The 6,324-nt window shown below is 70.4% G+C and carries 4 protein-coding genes and 1 pseudogene; 3 read left to right on the plus strand and 2 right to left on the minus strand.

Annotated elements, in window-relative coordinates; translation table 11 throughout:
• The first annotated feature begins 6 nt into the window (after positions 1–6).
• From bar to DI269_RS01905, 3 genes are all read left to right on the plus strand, one after another.
• On the plus strand, positions 7–1,113 hold the full coding sequence (bar, locus tag DI269_RS01895; RefSeq protein WP_112133453.1) for a barbiturase: 1,107 nt from the start codon (positions 7–9) through the stop codon (positions 1,111–1,113).
• Positions 1,114–1,118: 5 nt separating this feature from the next.
• On the plus strand, positions 1,119–2,606 hold the full coding sequence (locus DI269_RS01900; protein WP_408612255.1) for a malonate--CoA ligase: 1,488 nt from the start codon (positions 1,119–1,121) through the stop codon (positions 2,604–2,606).
• A 340-nt stretch (positions 2,607–2,946) separates the two neighbouring features.
• On the plus strand, positions 2,947–5,466 hold the full coding sequence (locus DI269_RS01905; RefSeq protein ID WP_198667060.1) for a tetratricopeptide repeat protein: 2,520 nt from the start codon (positions 2,947–2,949) through the stop codon (positions 5,464–5,466).
• 73 nt (positions 5,467–5,539) lie between these two features.
• Here the strand turns inward: DI269_RS01905 and DI269_RS01910 are convergent, their stop codons facing one another.
• The gene (locus DI269_RS01910) at positions 5,540–5,965 is read right to left on the minus strand and encodes a low affinity iron permease family protein (RefSeq protein ID WP_198667061.1); all 426 of its coding nucleotides are present in this window, start codon (positions 5,963–5,965) and stop codon (positions 5,540–5,542) included.
• 107 nt (positions 5,966–6,072) lie between these two features.
• Positions 6,073–6,324 (minus strand): annotated as a pseudogene (locus DI269_RS01915) (M56 family peptidase); the annotation flags it as partial.

Genomic DNA, 6,324 nt, shown 5'->3' on the forward strand with positions numbered 1-6,324 from the left:
AATCTGATGGCCATTGAAGTGCGCAAGGTCGCGATCGAGAGCGTCACTGACGCGTCCGGGCTGGCGGCGTTGATCGACGACGGGGTGTTCGAGGCGGACCGGGTCCTGGCGGTGATCGGCAAGACCGAGGGCAACGGCGGCGTGAACGACTACACGCGCATCCTGGCCGACCGGGCCTTCCGGGAGGTCCTGGCGGCCAAGGGGACCCGCACGATCGAGGAGGTCGGGGAGGTGCCGCTGGTCTGGTCGGGCGGCACCGACGGGGTGATCAGTCCGCACGCGGTGGTCTTCGCCGAGGTGGACGCCCCGGCCGGGGACCCGGCCGAGTCGCGGCTGGCCGTGGGCATCGCGATGAGCGAGGTGATCCTCCCCGAGGACATCGGGCGGCCCGCGATGGTCGAGAAGGTGGCCGCCGGGGTGCTGGAGGCGATGAAGACCGCCGGGATCGACGATCCGGCCGACGTCCACTACGTGCAGACGAAGACGCCGCTGCTGACGCTGTCGACGATCGAGGAGGCCAAGTCGCGCGGGCAGGAGGTCTTCACCGAGGAGACGGGCCTGTCGATGGACGTCTCCAACGGCACCACCGCGCTCGGGATCGCGGTCGCGCTCGGCGAGTGCGAGATGCCTGCGGCCGAGCAGATCTGCAAGGACATGAGCCTGTACTCGTCGGTCGCCTCGTGTTCGTCCGGTGTGGAGCTCGACCGGGCGCAGATCGTGGTGGTCGGCAACGTGCGCGGGGCCGGGGGCCGCTACCGCGCGGGGCACTCGGTCATGAAGGACGCCTTGGACGCCGACGGCGTGTGGGAGGCGATCGCCGACGCCGGGATCGACCTGCCCGAGCGGCCGCGGTCGAGCGACCTGGACGGTCGGCTCGTCGGCGTGTTCTGCAAGTGCGAGGCCGACCCGACCGGGCGCGTGCGGGGCCGCCGCAACATCATGCTGGACGACTCGGACGTGCACTGGCACCGCCAGATCAAGTCCTGCGTGGGCGGCGTCGTCGCGGCGGTGACCGGCGACCCGGCCGTGTTCGTCTCCGTCGCGGCCTGGCACCAGGGCCCGTCGGGCGGCGGCCCGGTCATCGCCATCGCCGACCTGGGCCCGGCGCAGTGAGGACGATCGTCCGATCCTTCGCGGAACAGGTTGAGCGCCGACCGGACCGCGTGCTCTTCGAGCTGCCCGAGGGGCGGCGTCTCACTTACGGCGAGACCGACGAGGCCGTGCGGCGCATCGCCGCGCGGCTCGTCGCCGACGGCGTGCGCCCAGGCGACCGGGTGGCGGCGCAGGTCGAGAAGTCGCCGGAGGCCATCGCGCTGTACCTGGCGACCCTGCGGATCGGCGGCGTCTTCCTGCCGCTCAACACCGCGTACACGGACACGGAGATGGACTACTTCATCGGGGACGCCGAGCCCCGGGTCCTGGTCTGCGGACCCGAAGGCCGGCACCGCGACAGCGTGGTCGTGGAGACCTTGGGCCGCAACGGAGACGGGACGCTCATGGAGGGCGGGGAACTCCATGACGGGGTCCACGACGCCGCGGCCGGCGACCCGGCGGCGATCGTCTACACCTCCGGGACCACCGGGCGCTCGAAGGGCGCGGTGATCACCCACGGGAACCTCGCCTCGAACTGCGAGGCGCTGCGCGAGTCCTGGCGTTGCACCGGTGCGGACCGGCTCATCCACGCCCTGCCGATCTTCCACGTCCACGGGCTCTTCGTCGCGGTGAACCTGACCCTGGCGACGGGCGCTTCGATGGACTTCCTGCCCGCGTTCGACGCCGAGCGGATCATCGACCTGCTGCCGCGCGCGACCGTGCTCATGGGCGTCCCCACGTTCTATTCGCGACTGCTCAAGAGCGACCGGCTCACCCCCGAGGCCTGCTCCTCGATGCGGCTCTTCGTCTCCGGCTCGGCACCGCTCCCGGCGAGCGACCACGCGGCGTTCGCGGCGCGCACCGGGCACGCCATCCTGGAGCGCTACGGCATGACCGAGACGGGCATGATCACCACCAACCCCTACGACGGCCCGCGCAAGCCCGGCACGGTCGGCCGGCCGCTGCCCGGCGTCGAGGTCCGGGTGGTGGACCGCGAGCACGGCAAGGCGCTGGACGACGGCGAGATCGGCGCCATCGAGGTCCGCGGCCCCAACGTCTTCACCGGCTACTGGCGGATGCCCGAGAAGACCGCCGCCGAGTTCCGCGACGACGGCTTCTTCATCACCGGCGACCTCGGCCGCATCGACGAGGACGGGTACCTCAGCATCGTCGGCCGCGACAAGGACCTCGTCATCTCCGGCGGACTCAACGTGTACCCCAAGGAGATCGAGGACCTGATCGACGCCTCCCCCGACGTCCTGGAGTCCGCCGTGATCGGCGTCCCGCACCCGGACTTCGGCGAGACGGTGGTGGCCGTCGTGGTCGCCAAGCCCGGCCGGGAGCTGCGACCCGAGGACCTCCTGGGCTTCATCGCCGGAGACCTCGCCCGCTTCAAGCAGCCGCGCGCGATCCGCATCGTCCCCTCGCTCCCGCGCAACGTCATGGGAAAGGTCCAGAAGGCCGAGCTGCGCCGGCGCTACGCAGGACTCTTCACCGGCGGGGACCGCGCTTGAACCGCGGTCAGGTCGCGCGGTTCCTGCGGCGCACGCCCGATTTCTCCAACGGATTACAGGCGGGGAGCCCTAGGCGCTCAAAGCATGGGGCCGGGCCCGAATACGAATCGGGCCCGGCCGCCGACAAATCGGTTCTCTCACCCAATGATGAGCAGGATGCTAACGCCAGCCGACGTCCTTCTGAACATGGTTGCTGTTCGTCATGGCCCCTCCTCACTCAAGTCCGGATCTGTTCTTCCGCCTCATTGAATCCCCTGCAGGCGTTGACGAGAAGAGTCCGTTGGACTACGTTGGACCCGTCCTCGGCGCCGCAGCGCCCACCCCCAGCGGAGGCATTTCCGTGACCGCGAATCCGCGCCCGCCCGGTCCCGACACCGTCGCAAGGCTCTCCTCATGGCTGGCCGTCCACCTCTCCGACTCCGGCAAGTCCGTCGCCGAGGTCGCCCGCGAACTCGGGGTCAGCGAGGTGGCCGTCCGTTCCTGGCTCCTCGGCCGCACAATGGAAGACGAGGGCGAGTTCGCCCATCTCGACACCCCCGCCAAACTCGGCGGCTGGCTGCGAGCCCGCATCGCCGACTCCGGCTGCACCGTCCGGGAGATCGCCGAATCCACTGAGGACGTCAGTCGGGCCACGGTCTACTACTGGATTCAAGGCGAGCACCTCCCCCGGCCCCCGGCCGGGGACGAGCCCGACCGCTTCGACCTGCTCCTGAGCAACCCCCGCCTGGGCCTGAGCCTGCGCCAGCGCGTCCAGCTCGACGAGGTTCGCCGCCGCCTCACCGGCACCTCCCTGAACGCGGCCCCTGCGGCCGTCGACTGGCCCGCCTGGAGTCTGCCCGCCGACGACCGGTCCTTCACCGGCCGAAACGAAGAACTGCGGCGCCTCGACCGGCTCCTGCGCGAGCACCATCAGGCCCGGGCGGTGGTCGTCTCCGCGCTCACCGGGATCGGAGGCGTCGGCAAGACCGCGCTCGCGATCCACTGGGCCCGCAGCAGGGCCGTCAGGGTCGCGTTCCCCGACGGGTGCCTGTACGTCAATCTCAACGGCTACGCCGAGGTGCCGCCCACCGGCCCCGAGCAGGCGCTGACCCTGCTGCTGGAACAGCTCGGCGTCGACGCCAAGGCCGTGCCCGACACCCTCGACGCCTATACCGCGCGCTACCAGAAAGCGCTGCAAGGCAAGAAACTCCTGATCATGCTCGACAACGCCCACGCCGAGCCCCAGGTCCGCCCGCTCCTGCCGACCGGGGAGAACTGCCTGGTGGTCATCACCAGCCGCAATCGGCTCGACGGCCTGGGCGCCACCCACTCCGGCATCCTGAACCTGGCATTGGACACCCTCACCGCCGCCGAAGCGGGCTCGCTCCTGCGAAGCCTGCTGGGGCGGCTGACCACCAGGGGCGCCGAGGAGGCAGAGATCGCCGCCTTCGCCGCGGCCTGCGGCCACCTCCCCCTCGCGATCCACATCGCGGCGGCCAACTACCTCACCCACCACTCGCACTCGACCTCGATCGGCGACTACGCCCGAGCCCTGGCCGCAGACCGGCTCGGCCACTTGAACATGGGCCCGACCGACCCGTCGACCTCCGTCGCAGCGGCCATGGACTGGTCCTACCGCCATCTCACTCCCACCGCTCAGCGAACCTATCGGCTGCTCGGCCTGCACCCCGGCCCGGACGTCTCCATCAGCTTGGCGACCAGCCTCACCGGACTGGGAACCGCCGACACCAGGACCGCCCTGCTGGAGCTGACGCGGGCCAACATGCTCAGCGAGGTCGCCCGGAACCGCTTCTCCTTTCATGACCTCCTTCGCGACCATGCGGCGGCGCTGGCGGATCGCACCGACTCCGCCGCCGAGCGCCGCGAGGCGATGCGAAGGCTGCTCGACCACTACGTGCACACCGCGTACCCCGCCGCCGTTCTGCTGCAACCGAGCACGCATGAACTCGCCATTCCGCTCGGTGAACCGAGCCCCGGCGCCGTCCCCGAATCCCTCACCGATCGGGAGGCGGTGATCGGGTGGTTCGAAGCCGAGCACCCGGGCATGACCGCCACCGTGGTCAACCAGAAGCCCGGTGCGTTCGACGTCCACGTCTGGCAGTCCGCTTGGGCGCTGTTCGGCTACTTCTCCGCGCGAGGCTACGTACGCCGCCAGCCCGCCCTCCGGCGCGCCGCGCTGGGGGCGGCGGAGCGGTTGGACGAGCCGATCGCGCAGGCGCACACACACCGGATTCTGGCCTGGAGCGACACCCGGCTCGGCCACTTCGAGGAAAGCCACTCGCAGCTGCTGCAAGCGCTGGAGCTCTACGAAGCGGCAGGTGATCTGGTGGGGCAGGCGGCGACCTACCACAGCCTGGCCGACCTCGCCGGACGACAAGGACGCCATGCCGAGGCGCTCGACCATTCCCGGCGCTTCCTGGAGCTGTTCAAGGCCGCGGGCAGCCGCATCGGTGTGGCCCGCGGGTTGAACTCCGTCGGCTGGTTCCTCGCCCAGCTCGGCGAGTACTCCAAAGCGCTCGGCTTCTGCGAGCAGGCACTGGATGCCTGCCAGGAGCTCGAATACCGTCACCGCATTGCCTTCGAGGGAGGAATCTGGGACAGCCTCGGCTTCATCCACCACCGGCTCGGCTGTCATGAGCAGGCGCGCTTCGACTATCGACAGGCCCTCAACCACAGCCGCGAGCACGGTCGGCGTTCAGAGGAGGGCGAGACGCTCGCGTGCCTGGGCGACCTCCACCTCTCCGCCGACGATCCCCAAGCCGCCCGCGAAGCATGGCAGGAGGCGCTGGTGATCCTCTCCGAGCTCGAACACGTCAGGGCCGCAGAGATCCGGGGCAAACTCGCGGTCCTCGACGACTGACGGCGATCGAGTGGGGGACGTTCGAAAGCCGATGCCCTCTGTTCCGACGAACCGCGCGCACGGGCGCTGCCGATCAGACGCTCTCGTCGTCCTCCAGCCCGACCGCTCGGCGCAGTTCGGAGGGGCGCTGCTTCGGCTCTTCGGGCCTGTCGCCGTCGGGCAGGCGGTCCATGAGGTCGGCGAGGCCGGCGGCGACCGCGTTGAGCTTGTGCTGGAGCGCCGCGTCGTTCCGCGTCTCGCTGTTCTGGAGCAGCGCCACCATCAGGAACGTGATGACCGTGGTGGCGGTGTCGATCAGGAGGTGCCAGGTCAGATGGTCGAACACGAGGAACGTCGGCGCCCAGATCAGCACCAGCAGCACGCAGCCCACGAAGTAGCCGGGGCGGCTGGTGAGTTTCGAAGCGCGCGAGGAGAACCGGTCGAACCGGCCCACCTGCGAATCGATGTCCGAGGGCATCGTGGCCGATTGCTTCCCGGTAGTGCCAAGGGTGTCGCTCATCCTCCGAAACTGCCCCGCACCGCCCCCGGCAAACCCGGGGCGCCCATCGTCAAATGCTGAGGAGGGTAGTGAACGGGTTCGGAATATGCCGGTCCGTCAACACCCCTTTAGCAGCAGGCCATGCCGACCGCGGTGAGGACGGGGAGCGCCACCACCAGGATCGGTGCGGCGACCGCCGCGGCGCTGCCGCCGAGGATCGTGCCGATGCCCGCGGGGCCGGGGGCGGGCGGGGCGTGGAGCAGGCGCTCGATGCGGGCGACGGTGTCGCCGCCGCTGGCGGCGAGGGCTTCGACCGGGGTCTGCGCGGCCGCGACGTCGAGCAGGCTGCGCGCGAGGGTGCGGCGGCTGGCGCGGCGGAC

The organism is Glycomyces dulcitolivorans, assembly GCF_003265355.1.
GTDB lineage: Bacteria > Actinomycetota > Actinomycetes > Mycobacteriales > Micromonosporaceae > Glycomyces > Glycomyces dulcitolivorans.